Source organism: Streptomyces sp. NPDC101166 (genome assembly GCF_044768125.1).
Lineage (GTDB): Bacteria > Actinomycetota > Actinomycetes > Streptomycetales > Streptomycetaceae > Streptomyces.
The window spans coordinates 275098-292300 of record NZ_JBIWPF010000009.1 but is presented as its reverse complement, the minus strand read 5'-3'; the positions used below and the strand labels follow the sequence as shown (position 1 = coordinate 292300).

Here is a 17203-nt window from a genome sequence, read left to right as displayed (position 1 = left end):
GACGTTCAGTCGGGGAACGCCTTCGCGCGTGCACAGAGACTGCTGGCGCGTGATTGTCAGTGGCCGGCCCTAGTGTGCCCGCGTGACGACATTTCGATCCGGGTTCACGCTCTGGCAACTAGTCCAGACGGCACGGGAACTGACTGAGGACGCGCGCGTCCGGGAGCGCGTCGACGCGGTGCTACACATCATGGGCGGCCTCGGTGGGACGTACGGCAAGGGCAGGCCGCTGGTGAACGCCTTGGAGGACGTGGCCCAAGAGGCCATCCTCCAAGGCGACTTTGCATTCGCCCAGCGCTTTCAGCGCTTCGCCGCCTATGCCGGAGGCGAACTGTTCCTTGACATTCTTGAGAACTACTACGACGACGAAGCCCGACAGCGCAGCGAGAAACACATGCGCAGGATGGCCGCACTGGGTGCGGACAGGGCGGTCGCCGCGCTTGACGTCCTGTGCCGCGACAAGCCTGGCGCAAGCGCCGCCGACGCCCGTGACCTCTTTCGCGGCATAGCCCAGTCCGTAGACTACCTGGGCCTGGGGGACGGCGAGGGCGGGATCCGGCTCTCCACCAAGGAGGTGAGACGACTCCAGGAATACGGACACATGGAGATGGTCCTCCGCAACCTGCCCCGGCCCGCCTCCGCCGGGGCCGCCCGGATGATGAGCGAGGTCCTGGCCGATGTCGACGCTGGCATGCTGGCCCAGTTGCTCGAACTGCGGGCCAGGCAGGTCGGCTTGGCGGCCCTGCGTACCGCGGTGGAGGACCCGGACAGCTCCGAGAGCGCCCTCCATGGCTGTCTGAAGAACCAGGAATGGATCTTTGGCGGGGCCTACGTGGCCGAGCTGGCACGCCGGCAGTACACCCCGGACGCCATCCTCGACATCCCGCTCCTGCGCGGCGACGGCTCCCTGCACGTCGTGGAGCTCAAGCGCGCCAACATCAAGGACCTGGTTATAAGACGCTCCGGCCACCTCATGTTGGGTGCCCCGGCGCACCGCGCGGTGTCCCAGGCGCAGAACTACCTCCGGACCATGGACGAGAACCGCCCGAGCATCCTGGCCGAGCACGGAGTTGACACCCGCCGGGCGTCGGCGACTGTCGTGATCGGACACTCACGGTACGTGACCGGGGGCGTTACCTCCCAGGAGATCGCGGAGACGCTGCGAACCTACAACACACACCAGGCGCGCATAGAAGTGATCACATACGAGACCCTGCTGGATTCAGCCTCCCGCGTGCTGGCTCTGTCATCGGCACAGCAGGACGCAGACCCCGACCCCGACGAGGAGTCCGCCGCATGACCGACACACCACCCGCGATCGAACCGCTCCTGGCCCGCTTGTGCGGCGGTGAGATCACCGACAAGGACTACGTCGGATACTTCATGAACGAGTACGGAGAGGAACTCGTGTTCGCCCAGCGTCGGGGCCAAAAAACCGCGCGGCTCTGGCACAGCGACGCGGACTGGAAGATGTTCCTCGTCGGTGACCACTCGATTCGGCTCGACGGCCCGATGGACGGGATGATCACCGTTGCGGACCTGATCATCAACCGCGATGAAGCGACATGGCTGTCCTCCTGCCTCGCCGCTTCCCGCCATCTACGGCAGGGACGCACCTGACCACGCACCGTGCTGAGGCCTCAACGGACGCGCCTGGCTGAGGGGAGGCGGCCAGGCCTCTGCACATGAAGCCCTGCTCTGCCCCAGGATGTCCTCCGCCCTGCCGTCCGTAACTTAGTCGCCCATGGCCAGGGTGGTCGTCGTCCGCGCGTAGGGCATCGCAGGAACGTCGGCAAGCTTGGTCACGCTGCGCCAAACGGCGTGGGGACGTCAGTGGTGTAGCTGCAGTCGCCATGAGGCCGACAAACGAAGCGGGCTGGTGGCCGCTCGGGTATTCCCTGGGGACCTTCCGCTCTGATGCAGGCTCCTGCGCGGTCAAGTGCCCGCCTCCGCATGAGATTCGCATCCACCCACGACGACGTGCGGTGTGGGGCGAGTGTCCGGTGTTGTCCGGGCGGCGGGCTGAGGGCTCGGACCGTACGAACCTCTCCCTCGGCTACGTCAAAGATCAGGTCAGCGCCGTGCCGCGACGCGGGCGGCTTGCCGCCTCAAGGAACTCGTGCCCTCCGCGTGCCCAATCGTCGACGGCGGGAGGCCCGCGAAACGCAGCGACGGCTCATCAATATGCAGGCCCCAGGCCGCTGACCTGGGGCTTTAAGAAGAGCGGGTGACGAGAATCGAATTCGCGTTCTCAGCTTGGGAAGCGCTTGGATGGGTTCTACGTATCTGACCTCGGCAGACGCCATCTCCTGGGGTGGTCGGGCGGGTCGGTTCGCACTGCTGTTGACCCTGGTTTTCCGCTCTTAAGGGCACGCTATGGGCACGGCGTCCTCGGTCGGCGGAACATTCCGTGAGCGCGGTGGCTGAAGCGCCGGCTTCCGCCGGACCTGCGGGTTCCCTCCCGGCAGGACGTGGCCGGGTTGATGATGCGTTGGCAGCAGCTGCTCGTCGTCGGCGGCGAGGTCCGGGCGTGTCCGGTCTGCTCAGGTCTGGGCTCATCGAGTGCTGGGAACTCTACGGAACCATCCATGCCTCGCGGGGCTTCCCGTGGAGGAAGCGCGGCCGTCTTCCGCATCCGCGCAGACGAGGCCCGCGACCGTAGTCCGGCCCCTGAACTTGTGCCCTTGTGATGGCCAAGACAGTCCGTGACTACGGCGCCCCGCCGCCGGGAAGCACAGCAAGAGTGTCGCGGACGAGAGCGACCCGGGCGGCAGCCCCGTTCTGCCCATAAGCGAACAACAGGGCCGCGGCAAACACCGCAGCGAAGACGGCGAATCCGAGCCACGCAGGCAACAACGAGCCGATGAGACGCACTGTGATTGCACTGACTGCTGCTGCGACGGCGAGACTGCCAAGGACGACCAAGGCAAGACGACGGCCGTCGACGCGGTCGCGCCCGGGGTCCTCACCGAGCAGCTCCTCGGGTAGCAGTGCCAGGTAGCGACCATGAGCGCATGCCTGCACGATGTGCAGCGCGGCGGCGGCCAAGTTTTTAGGTGCATCGGGCTTGCCCGTGGTGAGTTGTTCCACCAAGCCGAACAACGCATCGGCCACTCGACGCGTGTGCGGTTCCATCGCGGCCCTCAGCCGGACACGCGTGGCGCGGTCGAGACCTCTGTTGGTAGCGAATCCGAGGGCAAACGACCCGGTGTCGGTATTCATCGTCGCGTTCACATGCCGGCTATGGGGCGCCATGCCAGCCGCACAACGGCCTGTTACGACGACCGCCTTGGCAAGTGCTGCGCCCATGCGGTGCACGTCCCTCAGCAAGCGAGCGCGTTCACGACCGGCTTCGGCACCGGCCAAAGCGGATGTGGCGAAGAGGAGCCCGAGGCCGACGAACACCGGGGCGTCCGCTCCGGAATATCTGAATGCACGCCAGCGCGCTGTCCATCGACGGCGAAGCCACCACACCGCAAGGATGCCGTGAAAGCCGACAACAACGCCAGCAGCCCCCGCCCGGTCGGACGCAGTGGTGGATGCTGGTGACGAGCTGAGCCAGTGCGGAGCCGAAGGACTGGTGACATACCACGTCAGCAGCCCAGACGAGACCAGGAACAGGACGGCGCCCACCGCTTCGCGGGCGTAGGCCCGCAGGGCTGGGGGAGGTAACTGCGCGCCAGCTATCGCCTGCCAGTCGACGGCCTCCGTCTCGAAGCCGAAACCCGTACAAGCGTGGCGTGCGGCGTAGAGCATGTGGCCAACCGAGGAGTCTCGACGGTTCAGCGCGCGACGACGCAGTTCAACCGGGCTGGACGGTATGTGGACCACAACGCGTTGGCACAGATCCCGGTGCGAGCAATCGTAGTAGGCACACAGGTTCCGTACGTAGACCCGATTTGCCTCGCGGACTCGCCTGTTTCGGAGCCCCAGGGACCATGCCCACGGAGTACCAGCGCGTACGGGCTCGTCTGTCACCATGGAAGGCGTCCGGGCACGCAGATATCGCGTCGTGAGGACGGGGATCCATAAACCCACGACCCCGAGCGGAAGGGAGACCAGCCCCCGTAAGAATGCGACGATCACGCTTCCCCTTAATAGTCACGTGATCGGTAAAGTAGCGAAAGTGAAACCAGACGCCAACGGCATCGTCATGGCGCCGGTGTCCGCCGGCTCCACGCCGCTGTGACTTGTCCGGCCGATCATGTGGCAGTTCCGCGTCCGAGTCGTTGATGTGGACATGGGGCGGGGTGATCTGACAGACGCCGAGTGGGAGCGGTTGCGGCCGTTCCCCGCTGGTCTGCAACGGGCGTTGTGGCAGGTTGCGGGGCCAACAGCAGGTGATCGACGGGATTCTGCACCGGGTTTTAAGCCTTGTCGGCTGTCGGGCTTCTTGCGCGGCCGGTTCTGGGGACCGGATCCCTCCAGCACCGGCTCGAACGGGGCGCAGTCTGCCCGCTGTCCAGCGGTGAGTGACCAGCCGGTGTAATGATCGGCCGGTGATGGGCTGGATCGGAGCTCGCCTTGCTGCACGGCACCGGCGGCAGGCAGACGAGGCGATACGGAAGCTGCGCGAGGATGTCGAGGTGCTCGGTATCGGTCCCGTACCAGGACCGGTTCGAGTGGCCTTGCGGCGGTACCACCAACGGCAAGTGCGAACGTGGGTGCTGTGGGCCGTGTTCGCCTACGTCTGCCTACGCGGGATCGTCGGTACGCTTGCGGACGATTTAGAGAGAGCGGATGAGCTCGCCGAACAGGTGCCGTACTACAGCGATTCGAAGGTTCTGGCTGAGTGGGCTCTTGGCGACATAGGCGCGGGTGGGGTTGCGCTGCTGCTGGCGGTGTACCCGCTGCGGTTCGTTATGGCTTCCGCCGCCCGGATGTGCGGCGCAGGGGGCTTCACCTTCGAGCGCGTCAGCGTCTGGGTCGGTCTGGTTGGGCAATGCGCGGACATCGTGCGCTCCTCGGGAAACCGCGATCATCACCTCAGCTCGGTGTCACTACGTCTCCCGGTACTGCGTGTGCGAGGGGCGCGTATTGCGCGAGGGACTATCCCCGTTTTCTCGCGGCGCAACGGGCCATTGAAGGCGCATGCGGCCCAGGTCGTAGAGGCGTTGCGGTGCGCGGAGGCCGAGTTGGACAAGGAGCCTCAGAAGGCGGCGCGCGACCTTGGGCGCTTGGCATTGACGATCAGCGAGCGGTACGCCTTGGGGCGGCTCGGGGCACTCTTGGACGAGGGCGACCTCAAGCCACCCCGTCGCATGGGCGACGCGTTGCGACTGTCCATCACAGCGGTTCTTGTCGCGGTGATCGTTATCGTTTCAGCGCGGCATGGAGTTCCGGAGCCGGCGGCGATCGCCGCCGCCGTGGTGGTCGTGGCGATCCTCTACCAGAGCGCAACAGCCGGTGGTATCGCCGGCGTCGGTTTGGTTGTCATCGAGATGCTGCTGAACGCCTTTTTCTCGGGTAAGTAGCCTTCCGCCGGTCAAGCACCGGACATCCGACTGAGCATCCTCCACCCTGCTCACAGGCTGAATCCTCCTTCAGCCGTAGTCGTTGGGAGACGCCGAGCCGGTCGGCTAGGTCCGCGGAGCCCAGGGCGATAGACACGTCCGGCGAGGCCGGTTGGGTCGTCCCCGCATCGGCCAGTGATCAACCAGTATTCGTACGAGGAGAGGCAGCGGGAGGCCTTGGCACGGTACGTCTCGGCAGCCTGGTGAGCCGGGTAACGCCCTGTGGGCCCGGTGGGGTATGTGGTGATGCGGACTCCTGGAACGGTGGAGGGGAGCTCATCTGGCTCGGTGCACTTTCAGCGGATTCCAGCTGCCTGCTTGAAGGCAGCTGTCCGCTCTTTCTCTGCGGCCGTCTTACTGTGACCGTGCAAGGTGCGCCGTAGCGCCGTTGCTAGTTCGGGGGCAGGGCGGACAGCGTGGCCGAGCGCGGTGGCACTGGCGACGGTTGCCTCGCGGAGTACGGGCGCAATCTCGTCGACGATGGAGCGGGGAGCGGCGGCACGGCTTTGCATGAGGAGAGCGGCGATGAGTGGGCTGACGCGTTCGACGGTGCTGGGGCCCTTGGAGAGTGCTGTGAGGAGGACTTCCCAGAGTGGGCCGGGGGCGGGGCAGGCGGTGGCGAGGAAGACCGCGTGCTCTTCGGCCCATTCGCGTCCTGCGATAGCGTCGTCGAGGTAGTCACAGATTGCCTGGGTGGCCTGCGGGTTTGCGGAGATGAGGCCAAGGAGCGCCGGAAGCGCGGTGACATTCGCTGTTCTCAGCGCCACGATGAGGACGTCAGTTGATGCCAGGGCTGTCTGCTCGGCGAGGGTGGGGCAGCGGCCGTCTGCGGCTACCAGCAGGGCCGCCTGGCGATCGGGGTCGATTGTGGGCCAGAGGTCTGCGGCGTGCTGCCAGGGCTCGGTTTCGGTCGTGTCCAGAAGGTGCTGGGCGAGCAGGTCAGGGAGTCCGTTGCTTCGGTCGAGGTCCGGACGGTGTGCCGCCGCCAGAGCCAATGAGCGCTCGTGGTTGGGGATGCGTGTCCAGTGCTGGGTGATCCAGGTGAGCCACTGTGTTGTCACGGCTTGGTCCGCTGCGTAGTGGGCGGCGAAGCCTGCGTTCTCAGCTGGTTGCGTACTCATCCGGTTGTACAGGTGCTGCAACACCTGGCCGAGCCGGGCTTCGCGAGTCGCGGGGTTGTCGAGCAGTGTATGGAGACAGGAGAAGAGATCCCGACTAAGAGCGACATGGTGCTGGGTGAGGCGCGGCGTGAACTCGTCGACCAGCGCGGTTCCCGCTTCTCGGCCAGCGTCGGTGCTCATGACGGCGGCGAGGTGTCGGCGAGCGAAAGTGCCCCGAACATCGTCGACGGTGAAGCCGGCTGTCAACGCTTTCTGACTGGTCCGAGCGGATTCCTGGGCGGTGGGATCGTCGGTCCTGACCTGCATGAATACCAGGAGGGCTTCTGCGAGTGAGTTAGCTACGGCGTCGTCCGATGCTGCCGGGGTCGCGATGTTTTCGGCGATGGCGACGGCACAGGTTGCTGCGTCCTGCTGCTGCAGGTCGGGCAGGAGCCGGGCCGCCGCCGCAGCGAGCTGACTGCACGTGTGTGCAGTCTGGGCGAGAGTCTCGGCTACGACGGCGCTGACCTGGCGGCCGCTGGGGGTGGTGCGGTCCCCGAGGAGCCGCAGCCATTGATGGAGAAGCTCGGCGGTCTGCTCGGAGGACGCGGCGTCCTCGTCGTCGGTGAGGAAACTTGCGGCGTGCTCGAGGAGCTCGGTGGCGAGCGTCGCTCCGAAAGCGGTATCGGCACCCGTAGCGCTCCCCCACTCGTCAGCGGGCACCGTGCGCTGGCGCAGGAGCTCCACAGCGTGCACACGTAGTGGGTCATCGTCGCTCGATAGCCAGGTCAAAACGCCCAACATGACGGGACGTTGCCACAGGTGGTAACTAGTCGCCGCCTCGACGGCTTGGCGCGTCTCTTGCACGGTCGACCCGTCTGCTGCACGAGTGGCCATCGCCAGCAGGGCGCGGTAGGCATCCTGAGGCCATAGCATGCGCTGCTCGACTGATGCCTCGTTGTAGTCGACAAGCCAGGCTTTCAGTTCGTCGGTGCCGCCGGTGCGGGCGAGGGTGCGGAAGTATGCCTCCAGCGCGGGCCGCAGCTGGCGGCTGTGCTGGTCGGTGGGCAGACCAATTAGGGCCTGAGCCCAGGCGAAGGCGGGCTGCTCCGCTGCGGGGGTGTTCCCCGATTCGGCAGGAGGGGGCGTGCTGAGGCTGGTGTAGAGGGAAGGCAGGTGGGCGGGCGGCACGAGGTCGAGGATGCCGGCAAGGTGGTGGGCCGCGATCGGCGTGCGCGTCTCCGTGCGTCGGCTGGCGATGCGGTCGGTCAGGTTGAGCAGAGCGCGGCCGACCGGGTCAGTCGTGGAGTTGAGGTGGTGCGCGAGGCTGGGCATGCGCGACAGGGCTTCGACTGCTGCGGCCACAGTGTTGTCGAGGTCCTGGCCAGGGCGCGCCGACTCGAGGGAGTGGGTGGCGGCGAGCAGTACCCGTTCGCGCATCCCAGTCGCTGTCAGGCGGTCACGTAGTGCGTCGGCGTCGCGCTGGAGGAGTTCGCGTTGGATGGCTGCAGCCTGGTCGCTCCCCAGGGCGCGGCTGGCGGGGGTGGAGCCCAAGGTGAGTAGCGGCATCAGGTGTGCGGGGCGGCCTGTCCGTGCCCTGGCAGATGTGGCACGTAGATAGCGCAAGCCTGGGTGTCTCGCGGTGTCTAGACGAGGCAGTATGTCGTTGTCGTCCTGGGAGGTGTCTAGGGAGTCGCTTGTCTCCGTGGAGTCGCTCTGGGAGCTGTTCGTTGAATCGTCCGTTTTCTCGCTGACGGTGTACGCGGTGAGAAGCGGGTCGCACAGTGCGCTGGCAGAGCCGAGCAGGGCGTCATCTAGGAGAGCGAGCAGGCTGTGTTCGGCACAGATGGCGTCGTAAAGAGCCCGGTAGTCATGCCTCAGTACGGTGAGCCGCGCCAAGGTGATGGGGTGGCCGGTCACTTCGCCAGAGGCGATCCAAGCTGGTGCGCCGTTGCTCTGCTCGCGTCGGATGGCGAGCCCATAGTCGGCTAGGAACGCGTTGAGTAGCCGGATGGCGTGCCGGGGATCGCGGACTTCCGGGTGAATCAAAGTCTCGAGCACGTCCCGCACTGCCGTGATCCCGCCTAGACGGACCACGAGTTGGTGAGGGGTTGGGTGGGTGAGAAGGTGCTCGATGTACTGCCTGAGGTCCGCGTCGTGGTGGGCGGGCAGGACGAGGCGAACCGTGAACAGCTTATTCAGGTATTCCTGCGCGGCTTCCTCGGTCGCCTTGCGCTCGGCGGCCCTAGTCGGCACAGAGTCCCCCTTGTGGCCGGATTGCTGGGCGGGTCGGTGTGCCAGGCCGGGACGCACGCCGACGATGGCTTCGCGGATGATGTCCTCGTCGCAGGACAGCAGGAAGACCGGCGGGTGCTTGCGGTAGGTGCCGGTGAGCAAAAGGCTCCGCACGGTGGTGAGGGCATCGAGGACCTCGCTTGCCGCCAGGCGGTCGATGTCGTCGATGGCTATGATCAGCCGACGGTCAATGGTGTCGATGAGGCCGGAGAAGACCTGCTCCAAGTCGTCGGTGGACTCCGCGCGCGGAGTGGTGAGGGTGATTTCGTGCCTTCTCAGCGAGGACAGCGCCCCGTCCTTTGCGGTGCCCAGAACGCACGCCACGACGGCGGCGCCTGACAGAGCGGTGGTCAGCGGACGGGCTCCGGGCGCAGCGAACCACGTCCAGGCCGGCACGTCGGCCGCGATTCCGCCGAGGTGGCTGAAGGCAATGACGGCCACGCCGAGCAACCAGATCGTGGCCAGGGAAGCCAGAAGCCACCCCAGCGCCGCGCCAGCGGCCGCGGGGTAGGTGTACCAGGACTGCTTCCCTGGCTTCGCGGACATCGCCGTAGGGCGCGGTGCGGTGCGCTGCCGCCCGCCATCGAGACACGCGCGCTCGGCTCTCCACTGCTCGAGGCCGATGAGTCCCTGCCGCCATGCCTCATCGAGCAGCCCGTAGAGCAGCCCTCTCGCCCGTGCGGAACCACTGTGCCGCTCGGCGCTCAGGTGCAGGATCGCCCACTTCGGGTCGTCCTTGAGCTCCGCTGCCAGGAGGCGTACGACGGACGACTTGCCACTGCCGAATGGCCCCAGCAGTCCGATTGCCAGCGGCTGGGTTGAGCCGCGCACGATGTCGAGAAGCTCACGACTCACTGACTGATGGTCGAAGCGGTCCTGGTCGGGTGAGGCGATCGCGCAATCTTCGATAATCCACGGACGCTGTCGTGCCATGTCGTGCCGCTCCGCTCCGAACCTTGGCTATACGGGTGAACGGATGATATGGGCCGTCACTGACAACGGTGGTGGTGGCAAGGGTCGGTCACTGCTCAGGGATCAATGGCGTCCAGGACCGTTGCATCCCACTGGCATCCTCGAAGCATGCTCAGACCTATACATGCCTGGCGTGCAGGTCGGCGCAGGAGAGTGGCAAGCAAGAAACTTGACACGCTGCGCAGCGCCTTGGACGAGTTGTGTATTGGACGGCCTATCCCAGGAAGAGTGCGCGTCTCTGTGCGCATCTACACCGTTCGACTCCGCTTTCAGGTAGTCAGGGACACCCTGGGCTTCGTGGTGGCGTGGGTCTGGTCGGGGGTGCTCGCTGTTGTACTGGTCCCGCTGATGTACAGCCTGCTCACCGCTCGTCCATCCGACCGGGTGGTCTCGAAGCTGTCCTTACCCAACGTGATCGAGTGGGTGGGAAGGCAGGACGGGGTCTTGCTGGGGCTCGCGGCCTTGAGTGTGGTGGTCTCTGTGGCCATGGCAGGAGTCGTCGCAGTCATCGTATATGGGTCCGGGTACCTGTGCGCTGCCTTGCTCCGCGGCTCACCGTACGTCGTCCCTTTCATGACCGATGGAGCTCCTTCGGCATTCCGGGCTCATTGGCCAACGAACTATTTCGTCGACGCCATATGTGCCTGTGCTGAGGCTCACCAAGCGACCGGTGAGGCGAAGGTCGCCAAGCTGGTGACCGTTTCCGACGCACTTAAGGAAGTAGCGGACGCCGTTGTACGAGCGCACCGGACGCGTGGCACCCTTCCGTTGCGTTCCCATCGCCGCGCCGTCCTGCAGCAGCATGCGCGACTCGTTGTGAGCAAGCTCCACGAGACTGAGCGGAAGCTCGATACGGATTCCGGGCCTGCACTCCGGGAACTTGGCGAGTTGCTCTTGACCATCGCGAGCCGCTACGCGGAAGGCCGCATCGGCTGCCTGCTCGACGACGAGCACCTCAAGGATGTCCAGCCGGTGAGATACCGGACGGGAGACGCACTGCGCGCCGCGGTGGCCGTGGTCCTCACAGTCGCCACCGTGTTCGCAGTGGCGTCGCTCGATCTCCCGCAAGCAATAGAGGGGTATGTGATCGCAGGCTCCGGTGTTGCAGTCCTGATCATGGTCTACGGGCCGCAGGTCATCGTCGAGTACCGAAGGCGTCGATGAACCGACCGGGTGGATGGACCGCGCTGCGTACAGCCGCTGTGCCGGACCGGAGACCGATCGTCCTACGCACCGACCCCCCGGATCCCGGCGCACGTTGGTCAGGACAGGTCTGCGGCCAGGTGCCGGAGGGCGGCGACGAGTTCCGGGTGGTCCCCACGTGAGGCCGACTGCAAGAGCTCGGTGATGACGATGATCTGTGCGATACGCCCGGGCTCCGTCTTGAGCACGGGGAACGTGTCGCGAACCTGGTTCGCGAAGGTGGGGACAAGTAGGGAGTAGGCCAGCAGCATCGCTGCGTCGTAGCCGACGGGGGCCAGACCGAAGCCCTCCCAGTCGAGGAGGTAGGGAGTGGCGTCTGTGAGGTTGGCGGTGTGCAGGTCTCCGTGGGCCGTCGCCCACTCCGTGATCCGGGGGGCCGGCATGTCGAGGAAGCGCGGGACGCTGCGGTCCACCCATTCCTGGCGTACGGCCACGCGGCCCGTGGCGACGCTGTTCACATGCTCCAGGTCGCTGCGCAGGGAGTCCCACCACGCGGTCGGCGGATCCAGTGCTGTGCGCAGGACGGGGCTGGGCGAGACGACGGGTTCGCCGATGTACTGGTGTAGTTCGGCCTGGTACGCGTGACTGTCCTGGGTGAACTCCATGGTGTCGTACAGCAGGGGCTTGCGGATGTGCCCGTCGAAGAGCGCGGCGGCCTGGCGACTGCCTTCCCAAAGCTTGCCCGCTGCTTTGTCCTGGGGAGCGGAGAGCAGCCTCAGCCAGCAGGCCCCGCGTCCCACGTGCTCGACGCGGCTGCTGAGGGTACGGCCGTGCCAGCCCCAGGCCTCGGGGCCGGCGACGGTGGTGCCCAGTGACTCCGCGGAGCGCACGAAGGCTCGGCGCATGCGCTGCTGGTCCGTGGGGTCAGTCGGCGGCGAGTACATCCAGCACCTTTCGCAGCGTTGGGATCGGGACGGCCGGTTCCCGCAGAGCGGCGTGGGCTTCGGCCCAGTGTGCAGGTTCGGATGCGGAGAGTAGAACCTTTGTCACCCCGGGGCAGGAGGCTGCCGCCAGCAAGCATGCCTGGGCGGTGCTGAGGTCAGGGTTCAGCAGGTTGGTGAGTTCGTGGCTGGCCAGCTGGGGGAGTTCGCCGCCGAACAGGGGTGCTGAGGCGTACACCTGCCAACCGAGTTCGTGCGCCTGAGCGATGGGGCCCTCCCCGTCCAGGGCCTGGGCGAGGGCGTCTGCGGTGACGAGGGACACGGGCAGTTGGACGGCGCGCAGGTGGTGCTCTGTACCGGCGACTTCGACAGCCAGTTGGTGCAGATCGGGGATGTTCAGTGCGCCGGTGTCGAAGCCGTCCCAAGTGGCGACGCCGTACGAGCTCAGGGCGCCAGCTGCTGCTTCCTCTTCGAGGGCCGTGAAGGCGTTGCGCAGGGCTTCGTGCGGGTCGCCGTCGGCGTTTTCGGGGTTGTGGGTGAAGACGAGGTCAAGGCGGTCGCGGCCGAGTTCTGTGCGGTTGCGGGCGCACTGCCAGTGGACGTACGGGGTGCTCAGGCAGTGCCCGTGTTCCGCCTCCTCGTCGGTGAGGGCACCGTCGGAGAAGGCGTTCTTGGCCGCTTCATCGGTCAGGAAGCCGACCTTGGTCGAGACCGGGATCGAATGCCGGGCAAGCAAAGGGGCGAGCAGTGACTGGGCTTGCCCGTCGAGGTAGTTGGGCGCCGTGTCGATCCAGGAGGCGACGGGGGCGGAGGCTGCGCGCACGACGGCGTCGCTCAGCGCGGAGGGGCGGATCCGGTAAGTGCCCAGGCCCAGGGTTACTGTCCTCATCGCTCGTGTCCCTCCACGGTGATCGCTTGGCCGTTCATCAGCTCGGAGACGACGGCCGCCACCTCTGAGACCGAGATCTCAGCCACCGCGGCCAGCTCACCGATGGAGACGGTGCTGGGCGCGGCGGACATCAGGCGCTGGAGCAGCGGCCGGGCTTCCTCGGCCATCTCCCACTCGTTGTCGCAGGCACGGAACACGACCCCGCCTCCGGTGCCCGAGGGCACGAGGCGGGCTCGTGCGGTGGTCAGCCTGACGTGGACGTCCGGGTCCGCGGAGAGGCCGGTGATGTGGGGCAAGGCCGGCCGCAGGCGGGTCAGGTCGGTGCCGTCGCGCATCGCCGTATACCGGTCGATGAGAGTCGGATCTCCCAGAGCGGAGGCAAACTCCTCCCGCAGCCGATCTAGGTATGCCGCCTGTTGGGCAGCGGATCCGTGAACGGGGAGGTCCTCGCGCAGGACGTCGTACCGGCGCAGGTCGTCGGCGAGCCAGGACAGCAGCTGGGCGCCGGTGGTGGTCTGGATGCCGAAAGTGAGGTGGAGGGAGTGCTCGCCCTCGGAGGCGGCTACCGAGTGCCACCAGCCGCGCGGGAGATACAGCAGGTCACCCGGGCGTAGGACCAGTTCCTCGACCGGCTCCTCCGGCGGGGGCTCGGGTTCGTCGGTGTCCTTGTACATGGGGGCGGTGCGGGTGGGGCCGTACAGCTTCCAGCGCTTGCTCCCGTCGATCTGGATGACGACGACGTCGTGGTCGTCCCAGTGCACGCCGAAGCCCTCGCGGGGGGTCCATGACGCGTAGAGATTGGTCTGCACCCCGGTACGTAGCCACCTCTCCAGCCCCATCGCAGCGCGGCCGACGGGCGGATGGAGTTCGTCGACGGCGTCGATGACCAGGGAGGCGCCCTCGGTGAGGCAGGTGTGGAGTTCGACGGGGTGCAGGCGTTGCCAGACCGTGTGGCGGCGAGTGGCGACCGGGGCGGTGTAGTGGTGGGCGGGCAGCATCTCGCCGTCCACGGACAGGCGGAAGCGGGGCGGCTCCAGGCGGTGGGTGGAGAGGATCGTGTTGACGTCGTCCCAGGTGATCAGGTCGGTCGGGACCTTGATGGCGCCTGGGACATGGCGGTGGTGGCGGTGGAGCACCTGGGCCAGGAACTCGTCCTGGCCCAGGTGGGCCGCCAGGTTCAGCGGCGACAACGCGTTTCCTTCCGGATCAGTCGTTGCCGTCGGTGCGGCCGGTGCTGCCGCCGTCGGACGGGGTGACGCCTCGTTCGCGGGCGGCCTGGATCCGGCGTCGCGCCTTGACCAGTTCGGCCGGAACGGTTTCGGTCGTGGGGGCAGTGGGCGTGTCGGTCGGCATTGCTGCTCCTCATGGTTGGGTGGGACTACTTGGTCTTGCGGACCCGCCCCGGACGGCGCTCGACCTGTCCAGGGATGCGGGCGGTTGATCCGCCCGGGGCGGGGGTTTGCGGCCCGCCCCTGCCGGGGCTTTTCGAAGGGGGAGCATTTCGATCGGCTGCGTCCGGCAGGGACGGGGACTCAGGGGCTGACCTGGACGGTGGAGACCGCAACGCCGATCACGAAGCCGCAGGAGGCGGAGATCAGCATGATCAGGAGTGGGCCGGTGTAGCGCGCCAGTCGGCCCGCTGCGCGGCCCATCACGATGTCGCCTCGTCGAGGTCGGATTTGACATAGGGGTGTTGGAGCGCAGCGTGCAGGGCTTCGACGTCGGTGAGGGTGTTGTCGTCGGGGAGTTCGCACCAGCCGCCCAACCAGCCGTCCTTCTGCTCCGGACCTGGTGCGACGAGCCACGAGTCGGTGGAGAGATGCCGCACCGGTAGGTCGCTCCAGATCTCGGCGGTGCCGGTGGCGATGGCGTAGTAGAGGCGCTCGTTGGGCCCGTCGTAGAGCACCGGGCCGATGGCCGCACCGGTGGCCCGCAGGTGAGCCAGCGCGAGAAGTCCGGTCTCCGCCGGGGTACATACGAGGTCCCAACCGGCACCGACGCGGAGCATGCGGAGGCTTGGTACGTCGTTGACCATGGGTGCACTGCGCAACGCTGCACGAACCGACATCACGTGTCCCCCTTGGCAACGGAGACCGGGCTCGAGCCGAGACCGGACGCGCGGGCCGTCGACGGCCTGATGGGACGGACCACGATCAGACGGGCACCAGTCGCCGCTATCTGCTGTTCCCGCTCGCTGACCAGCCGCTTCGGGCCGAGGTGACTGAGCGCGGGGACCACGACGCCGTAGGTCTCAGGCAGTTCGAGCGTGTCTACGAGACCGACGAAGGCGGGGGAGCGAGCCATCAACGTTGTCTCGCGGTCCGTGAACACGCCACACAGCGTCAGCTCGTGCTGGCGGCAGTACTCGGTGAGGCAGCCGACGAGCGCCATGTGGCGGGCCGGGCCGCCCGCGACATGGCGGAGGTAGCCGAAGACCTGTGGGAAGGCGACGGAGCGGCGTTCCGTGATGAGTTCGTCGTCCATGCCCACAGCATCGGCTGCCGCGTACGGCCTCGAAATGACCTGCTGTTGCACTTCCGTTGCACTTAACGCCCCGCATTGTCACCGAGAGTGCTTCTATACGTGACGGAGGGAGGTCATCCGTGGTCAGCGTGCAGCAATGGACAGGCCTGGAGGCGAGTGCTCTGCGCGCAGCCTTGCGCATGAGCACGCGCACCTTCGCCGAGCACCTCGGTGTCGCGCTCCGTACGGTCGCCAAGTGGGAGAGTCTCGGCGCTGAGACCCAGCCGCGTCCGGACACGCAGGCCATCCTCGACACCGCGCTCGCCAGGGCGGACTCCGCTGCCCAAGCCCGGTTCGAAGCACGGCTGTTCCCCGAGCGGAAGGGCGCGCGCCCGGCGGACCACGAGACCTGGACCGAGGACATCGAGCGCGCTGTCGTCTGCGTCAGCCGACAGAACTTCCCCTTCGCCACCACGCTCTTGAACCGCTGGCTCGGCAGTCACGACCCGCATCACCTGGACGACAAGGGCCTCTACCTCTACAGCCGATCGCTGGTACTCCTCGGCGACGTGCAGAGGGACCAGGGCGCGATCCTCGGCCCGCTCTCCGCCCGGCACTCCTATCTGACGGCTCGGGGCATGTTCTCCGAGCTGGACATCCCGCGCCGGGTGGCTCAGATCGAGCTCTCTCTGGCTGTGGTCCAGGAAATGTCCGGCCAGCTGGAAGCCTCTGCTCGCCAGTACGAACTCCTCGCCGCGGACGAGCGTCTGAGCCTCCGCGACCGCGCCAGGGCCCGGCTCTGGGTGGGTACGGCGCTGAGCAAGGAGGGCGACAACGAGTACGCCACCAACGTCATGACGGCCGCCACCCGTGCCTTCGAGGACCTGGGTGAGCCGGAGGACTGGTCGGTGGCCCACCAGAAGCTGGCTCTGGCCCACCGAGGCGCCGGCGACCTGAAGAAGGCCCTGCACTACATCGACATCGCACGCACCACCGGCACGGTCGACTCACCGATGCAGCGGGTGCGGTTGGACACCGCCTACGGGCACATCCTTCTGTCGGATGCGGCGACCCGGAATGATGGGCTGTCCGTCCTCGATCAGGCGGGGCAGGTGGCCCGCCAGTACGGGCTGAGCCACCAGCTGCGCAGCATCGAGGGCATCAGAACGGGCCAGCAGGGATGAGTCAGGGAGTGCCAGTGCCGGAGCACGAGCAGCGCCACATCACCGACGAGCAGTTCACCGACGCGACGCTGATCTGGAACTACCACCAGATGGGCCACGAACAGCGGCCCTGCTCGGCGGCGATCGGCCTGGGCAGCCACGACCTGGGCGTGGCCACGAGGGCTGCCGATCTCTACCGCGCCGGACTCTTCCCCGTTCTGGTGTTCAGCGGGGGTAACAGCCCGACTACCCGCGCTCGCTTCCCGCGTGGCGAGGCCGTCCACTACCGCGAGCACGCGTTGAGCCTGGGTGTGCCGGACGAGGCGATTCTGGTCGAGGCGAAGGCGGCCAACACCGGCCAGAACGTCACCTTCTCCCGCGAACTGCTGGCCGATGCTGGGGTGGAGGTCGAGTCACTGCTGCTGATCTCCAAGCCGTACATGGAACGCCGCTCGTATGCGACCTGCCGCAAGCTGTGGCCCGAGGTCGAGGTGGTGTGCGCCTCCGAGCCACTGGAGTTGGACGACTACATCAAGTCGATCGGCGACGAGAAGCTCGTCGTCGACATGCTTGTCGGCGACCTGCAACGGGTGATCGAGTACCCGAAGCTCGGCTTCGCCGTCGAGCAGGACGTACCGGGGGATGTGCATGACGCCTACCAGCGCCTCTTGGGCGCCGGCTTCGACAGCCGCCTCATCAGTACCTGAGCCGCTCAGCGCCGGTG

The 17203-nt window shown here is 66.9% G+C and carries 14 protein-coding genes; 6 read left to right on the top strand and 8 right to left on the bottom strand.

Going from position 1 to position 17203, the window contains the following annotated elements; all coding sequences use genetic code 11:
* The first annotated feature begins 82 nt into the window (after window positions 1–82).
* Together ACIRS4_RS18655 and ACIRS4_RS18650 are read left to right on the top strand one after the other, a co-directional pair.
* Window positions 83–1300, top strand: coding sequence for a Shedu anti-phage system protein SduA domain-containing protein (locus ACIRS4_RS18655; protein ID WP_404196760.1), 1218 nt, complete (start codon window positions 83–85; stop codon window positions 1298–1300).
* Window positions 1297–1620, top strand: a complete 324-nt coding sequence (locus ACIRS4_RS18650; RefSeq protein WP_404196758.1) for a hypothetical protein — start codon at window positions 1297–1299, stop codon at window positions 1618–1620. The genes ACIRS4_RS18655 and ACIRS4_RS18650 overlap by 4 nt, the downstream gene beginning before the upstream one ends.
* 1089 nt (window positions 1621–2709) lie before the next feature.
* Here the strand turns inward: ACIRS4_RS18650 and ACIRS4_RS18645 are convergent.
* Window positions 2710–3756, bottom strand: a complete 1047-nt coding sequence (locus tag ACIRS4_RS18645) for a hypothetical protein (RefSeq protein ID WP_404196755.1) — start codon at window positions 3754–3756, stop codon at window positions 2710–2712.
* A 920-nt stretch (window positions 3757–4676) separates the two neighbouring features.
* Here ACIRS4_RS18645 and ACIRS4_RS18640 point away from each other — a divergent pair.
* The gene (locus ACIRS4_RS18640) at window positions 4677–5474 is read left to right on the top strand and encodes a hypothetical protein (protein WP_404196752.1); all 798 of its coding nucleotides are present in this window, start codon (window positions 4677–4679) and stop codon (window positions 5472–5474) included.
* A 335-nt stretch (window positions 5475–5809) separates the two neighbouring features.
* Here the strand turns inward: ACIRS4_RS18640 and ACIRS4_RS18635 are convergent, their stop codons facing one another.
* A complete protein-coding gene (locus ACIRS4_RS18635; protein ID WP_404196749.1) occupies window positions 5810–9841 on the bottom strand; it encodes a P-loop NTPase fold protein in 4032 nt (1343 codons plus the stop codon).
* 279 nt (window positions 9842–10120) lie between these two features.
* Between ACIRS4_RS18635 and ACIRS4_RS18630 the strand changes: the two genes are divergently transcribed.
* Window positions 10121–11044, top strand: a complete 924-nt coding sequence (locus tag ACIRS4_RS18630) for a hypothetical protein (protein WP_404196747.1) — start codon at window positions 10121–10123, stop codon at window positions 11042–11044.
* A gap of 98 nt (window positions 11045–11142) precedes the next feature.
* Here the strand turns inward: ACIRS4_RS18630 and ACIRS4_RS18625 are convergent, their stop codons facing one another.
* From ACIRS4_RS18625 to ACIRS4_RS18600, 6 genes are all read right to left on the bottom strand, one after another.
* On the bottom strand, window positions 11143–11928 hold the full coding sequence (locus ACIRS4_RS18625) for a phosphotransferase family protein (protein WP_404196744.1): 786 nt from the start codon (window positions 11926–11928) through the stop codon (window positions 11143–11145).
* A gap of 19 nt (window positions 11929–11947) precedes the next feature.
* The gene (locus ACIRS4_RS18620; RefSeq protein WP_404196741.1) at window positions 11948–12853 is read right to left on the bottom strand and encodes an aldo/keto reductase; all 906 of its coding nucleotides are present in this window, start codon (window positions 12851–12853) and stop codon (window positions 11948–11950) included.
* Window positions 12850–14043 (bottom strand): cupin domain-containing protein, encoded by a 1194-nt coding sequence (locus tag ACIRS4_RS18615; RefSeq protein WP_404196739.1) that lies wholly within the window; start codon window positions 14041–14043, stop codon window positions 12850–12852. The genes ACIRS4_RS18620 and ACIRS4_RS18615 overlap by 4 nt, the downstream gene beginning before the upstream one ends.
* A gap of 16 nt (window positions 14044–14059) precedes the next feature.
* On the bottom strand, window positions 14060–14206 hold the full coding sequence (locus ACIRS4_RS18610; RefSeq protein ID WP_404196736.1) for a hypothetical protein: 147 nt from the start codon (window positions 14204–14206) through the stop codon (window positions 14060–14062).
* A 298-nt stretch (window positions 14207–14504) separates the two neighbouring features.
* Window positions 14505–14861, bottom strand: coding sequence for a hypothetical protein (locus ACIRS4_RS18605; RefSeq protein ID WP_404196734.1), 357 nt, complete (start codon window positions 14859–14861; stop codon window positions 14505–14507).
* A gap of 59 nt (window positions 14862–14920) precedes the next feature.
* Window positions 14921–15337: a hypothetical protein gene (locus ACIRS4_RS18600; protein WP_404196732.1), complete on the bottom strand. Its 417-nt coding sequence runs from the start codon at window positions 15335–15337 to the stop codon at window positions 14921–14923.
* Between the two features lie 119 nt (window positions 15338–15456).
* On the opposite strand from ACIRS4_RS18600, the gene ACIRS4_RS18595 reads away from it, so the two are divergent.
* Together ACIRS4_RS18595 and ACIRS4_RS18590 are read left to right on the top strand one after the other, a co-directional pair.
* Window positions 15457–16500 carry a helix-turn-helix domain-containing protein gene (locus ACIRS4_RS18595; protein ID WP_404196729.1) on the top strand — a complete coding sequence of 348 codons (1044 nt, stop codon included), beginning with the start codon at window positions 15457–15459 and terminating at the stop codon, window positions 16498–16500.
* Window positions 16497–17186, top strand: coding sequence for a YdcF family protein (locus ACIRS4_RS18590; RefSeq protein ID WP_404196727.1), 690 nt, complete (start codon window positions 16497–16499; stop codon window positions 17184–17186). Before ACIRS4_RS18595 ends, ACIRS4_RS18590 begins: the two co-directional genes overlap by 4 nt.
* Window positions 17187–17203: the final 17 nt, after the last annotated feature.

What these genes read in the sequence shown, in the direction of transcription:
- ACIRS4_RS18590 (WP_404196727.1), top strand. Translation starts at nt 16,497, where the DNA reads ATGAGTCAGGGAGTGCCAGTGCCGGAGCACGAGCAGCGCCACATCACC.
- ACIRS4_RS18645 (WP_404196755.1), bottom strand. Translation starts at nt 3,756, where the DNA reads ATGCTCTACGCCGCACGCCACGCTTGTACGGGTTTCGGCTTCGAGACG.
- ACIRS4_RS18600 (WP_404196732.1), bottom strand. Translation starts at nt 15,337, where the DNA reads ATGGACGACGAACTCATCACGGAACGCCGCTCCGTCGCCTTCCCACAG.
- ACIRS4_RS18635 (WP_404196749.1), bottom strand. Translation starts at nt 9,841, where the DNA reads ATGGCACGACAGCGTCCGTGGATTATCGAAGATTGCGCGATCGCCTCA.
- ACIRS4_RS18620 (WP_404196741.1), bottom strand. Translation starts at nt 12,853, where the DNA reads ATGAGGACAGTAACCCTGGGCCTGGGCACTTACCGGATCCGCCCCTCC.
- ACIRS4_RS18605 (WP_404196734.1), bottom strand. Translation starts at nt 14,861, where the DNA reads ATGCTCCGCGTCGGTGCCGGTTGGGACCTCGTATGTACCCCGGCGGAG.
- ACIRS4_RS18610 (WP_404196736.1), bottom strand. Translation starts at nt 14,206, where the DNA reads ATGCCGACCGACACGCCCACTGCCCCCACGACCGAAACCGTTCCGGCC.
- ACIRS4_RS18625 (WP_404196744.1), bottom strand. Translation starts at nt 11,928, where the DNA reads ATGCGCCGAGCCTTCGTGCGCTCCGCGGAGTCACTGGGCACCACCGTC.
- ACIRS4_RS18650 (WP_404196758.1), top strand. Translation starts at nt 1,297, where the DNA reads ATGACCGACACACCACCCGCGATCGAACCGCTCCTGGCCCGCTTGTGC.